Source organism: Stenomitos frigidus ULC18, from assembly GCF_003003795.1.
GTDB classification, from domain to species: Bacteria; Cyanobacteriota; Cyanobacteriia; order Leptolyngbyales; family Leptolyngbyaceae; genus Stenomitos; species Stenomitos frigidus_A.
Genome location: NZ_PVWK01000139.1, coordinates 1 through 3,707, shown reverse-complemented (window position 1 = coordinate 3,707; position 3,707 = coordinate 1). Strand labels below are relative to the sequence as shown.

Sequence of the window (3,707 nt, the reverse complement as noted above, 5' to 3'; positions counted from 1 at the left end):
AGAACGACAGAAGGCTGTAGGTGCTTGACGCATAAACAGTGTCTGTCGTTCTGGGCATCTTTTTTTCATCAAAATCCCTATTAATACAAAGGACTCCAGACATGACAAGTTCTACCGCTGCAAGACAGTTAGGATTTGAGCCATTTGCAGTCACGTCGCCAGTGGAACTGCGGGCAAATTGGTCAGAGGGGGATGTGCAAGCGGCGATTGCAACGGCATACCGACAGGTGTTTGGTAATGATCATTTGATGCAAGCAGAACGGTTAACGAGTGCTGAATCACTGCTGCGTCGGGGTGACATTACGGTGCGAGAATTTATCAGGACGTTGGCGCAGTCGGAACTCTATCGGCAAAAGTTTTTTTACTCGACGCCTCAGGTGCGCTTTATTGAATTGAACTATAAGCACCTGCTGGGACGTGCACCCTATGACGAGGCAGAGATTACCGAGCACGTTAATCTCTATGTTGAAAAAGGGTATGAGGCAGAGATCAACTCTTATCTAAACTCGCAGGAATACCAGGAAAGTTTTGGCGAGGCGGTCGTACCCTTTTATCGGGGGTTTGAGACGCAACGCCAACAAAAAACAGTGGGCTTTACCCGCATGTTTCAGCTTTATCAAGGGTACGCCAACAGCGATCGTGCGCAAGGTAAAAACAAATCGGCTTGGCTGACCAACGATTTGGCGCGCAATACGGCTAGCCCAGTGCGGACGCCTCACTTTGGGCAAGGTCTATCTGGTACAACCGGTGGCGATCGAGGTCAGCTGTATCGGGTACGCGTTACCCAAGCCGCTAGTGCTCAGACGACCCAAATTCGCCGCAGCGTAGGAGAATATTTGGTGGGCTATGACCAACTTTCCTCTACCCTTCAGCGGCTCAATCAACGCGGAAGCCGAGTGGTCAGCATTTCCCCTGCTTGATTCAACTTATCTTTGAACCATCAACTCTTATCAGGAGACTCCTCTGTGGCGATTACAACTGCAGCTTCACGACTTGGAACGAGTGCGTTTAGTGAAGCACAACCGCTTGAACTGCGCTCTAACTGGACACCCGAAGAGGGCAAAATTGTCATTCAGGCGATTTACCGCCAAGTCTTGGGGAACGATTATTTGATGGCAGCAGAGCGGCAGATTGGTCTGGAATCTCTGCTAACCAACGGGCAAATGACGGTGCGCGAGTTCGTCCGTGCCCTTGCAAAATCAGAGCTGTACAAAACCAAGTTTCTTTATCCGCATTTTCAAACCAGGGTGATTGAATTAAACTTCAAGCATTTGTTGGGACGTGCGCCCTACGATGAATCGGAAGTGATTGAGCATCTGGATCGTTATCAAAATGAGGGCTTTGAGGCAGATATTGATTCCTACATCGATTCTGCTGAGTATGATTCCAATTTTGGCGATGCCATTGTGCCTTACTACCGTGGTTTTTCGACGCAAACGGGTCAGAAGACTGCTGGATTTCCCCGGATGTTTCAACTGTATCGGGGGTATGCCACTAGCGATCGCTCCCAAATTGCTGGTTCCACCTCTCGCTTGGCGGCTGAGCTAGGCAAAAATAGCGTTTCTGCAGTAATCGGACCTTCAGGCGTGAATGAAGGGTGGGCTTACCGCCCTTCGAAACAGGGGACAATGCCGAGTCGGGTCTTTGGTCGCTCTTCGATCGATTCGTCTGATCGGCTGTACCGCATTGAAGTGTCTGCGGTAAGCCTACCCCGCTACCCACGAGTGCGTCGCAGTAACCAGGAGTTCGTCGTACCCTACGAGCAGCTATCCAGCACGCTCCAACAAATCAACAAAATGGGCGGTAAAGTAGCGAGTATCAATATCGCGCAATAGTGTCCATTTCACCACCGATCAACCAGAGCGATCGCGGCGATCGTTTGAAGCCCGATCAATTTTAGGGAAGGCTCCGCGATCGCTCTCGCTCAACCCTAACTTGTAAACCTCTTTAGGCGAGAACACAACAATGCCGGCACAACTATCATTGACCAGAGCCTCCAGCGCCGCATCCGATAGCCGCGTCTTTATTTATGAAGTCGAAGGATTGCGCCAAAACGAGCAAACTGATAACAATCGTTATCCGCTGCGTAACAGCAGCAATACCTTGGTGCAAGTACCCTATAGTCGCATGAATGAAGAAATGCGTCGTATCACGCGCTTGGGTGGCAGAATCGTCAACATTTATCCTCTCTCTGCACAGTCAGGGGAGTCTTCAAAAGGGAGTGGGAAAGGTTAAACCATCATTCTTTTGTGAAGGAACGTCTACAACATTGCTTTTTTATTCGGTGAGATTCTCATAGACTGACAAAACAAGGGGCTTAAGCCCCTTGTTTTGTCTTAAGCCCCAAGTAGTATCAAACGATGCCCGCAGGAGGCGTACTCTAGTGAGGTGGGTTAGTCTCTTGAGCAATTGCCACTGCCATTGCTTGATAAGAGCGTGGATCACCTTCAGACAGCATCAGCCGTTCTTGCCCCTTGCGACGGTATAGACTCTCTAAAATCATTTGCCAGTCGACGGCTGATAGTGGTGATGCCTGCTCCTCAGGCGGTTGCAGGAGCAGGTAGGATGTCTTTGCCTGGATCTGCTGCTGTGCCATTAAGATACGAGCACGCACTGCCCAACTTTCATCGTCGATCGCCATTTTTTCAAACTGAGCTTGAATTTGCGATCGCCCATCGGGGTCTGTTGCCGTCAGTGTTGCAGCAAGCGCTTGTAGCCCTACAACGGCCGCATATCGAACGACCCACTCTTCATCCTGTTGTGCAACAAACAGCAGTGCTTCCAGAGCCTCTGCTTGAGCAATTTCCAGGAGGTCATCCGGAAACCATTGCCACTTCATGACACCTAAGCCACGAGCGGCAGCACGACGGACGCTGGGCGAAAAATCGGCGGTTGCCCCTCCCAACAAGGTCACCAAACCTCTAGGATCGCCAATTCCAGCCAACGCCCGAATCGTCCATGAGCGAGCAGTGTAATTGTGCTGATCGAGTTGCTCTAGCAGCGCCGGTACGGCAGCTTGCCCGATCGTAACCAAGCCATCCACAGCAGCCACAGCAGCTCCGGGATTGTTATAACTCAAAGCAGCGATCAAGGTAGGCACAGCGGCTTCGAGACCGACTGCTGCCAGATTTTGCACTGCCCTCGTGAGTAGACTGGCAGAGTCTGCCTCTTCTACAGCACGGATGAGAATGGAGAGGTCAGCCATAGACGAAAGAGAATGGGATGGATCGTCAGATGAGACGCATTTCAGCTTCCTTACATTCTCACCCGACACGTTGCATCACTCCGGTTTATGAGGCGATCGTTCTAAAACTTAACATTCACACGACAGTAGGCAGATTTGAACTGATGCTGTCTTTTGAGCTACAGCAGTGCGTCCACGAGCGTTATCACAGTTGACAGCGCCGTTTGATAAAGCAGGGAAGTGTGGATTGTCAACCCGAAAACGCCCTAACCACCAGGCTGCGTAAAGTCGAAAAAATCTTCCCCGTGGAGATTGGCGATCGCCTGCTCACTGTTAATGGTTCACCGTTCTGGATATCTGATTCGTACCCACGGTAAATTAAAGAAGCCAATCTAAAGGGCAATTTGAATAAAAGGTAAGCAAATAATATAGCTCGGAAAAATATAATCTCAAAAAACTTGTCAAAACAATGCCCGGAGGCATAAACAACACCCAACATCAGTCAGGCATCGCTTATCCCTCC

At 50.1% G+C, this 3,707-nt stretch carries 4 protein-coding genes; 3 read left to right on the top strand and 1 reads right to left on the bottom strand.

Annotated elements, in window-relative coordinates; all coding sequences use genetic code 11:
- Nucleotides 1-101: 101 nt before the first annotated feature.
- The 3 genes from C7B82_RS25270 (at nt 102) to C7B82_RS25260 (ending at nt 2,235) form a co-directional block, all read left to right on the top strand.
- Nucleotides 102-920: a phycobilisome linker polypeptide gene (locus C7B82_RS25270; protein WP_106259532.1), complete on the top strand. Its 819-nt coding sequence runs from the start codon at nt 102-104 to the stop codon at nt 918-920.
- Between the two features lie 45 nt (nt 921-965).
- On the top strand, nt 966-1,835 hold the full coding sequence (locus C7B82_RS25265) for a phycobilisome linker polypeptide (RefSeq protein WP_106259531.1): 870 nt from the start codon (nt 966-968) through the stop codon (nt 1,833-1,835).
- Nucleotides 1,836-1,965: 130 nt separating this feature from the next.
- Nucleotides 1,966-2,235: a rod-capping linker protein CpcD gene (locus tag C7B82_RS25260; RefSeq protein WP_106259530.1), complete on the top strand. Its 270-nt coding sequence runs from the start codon at nt 1,966-1,968 to the stop codon at nt 2,233-2,235.
- A gap of 145 nt (nt 2,236-2,380) precedes the next feature.
- Here C7B82_RS25260 and C7B82_RS25255 read toward each other — a convergent pair whose 3' ends face one another.
- The gene (locus tag C7B82_RS25255) at nt 2,381-3,205 is read right to left on the bottom strand and encodes a C-phycocyanin alpha-cysteine-84 phycocyanobilin lyase subunit CpcF (RefSeq protein ID WP_106259529.1); all 825 of its coding nucleotides are present in this window, start codon (nt 3,203-3,205) and stop codon (nt 2,381-2,383) included.
- Nucleotides 3,206-3,707 lie beyond the last annotated feature (502 nt).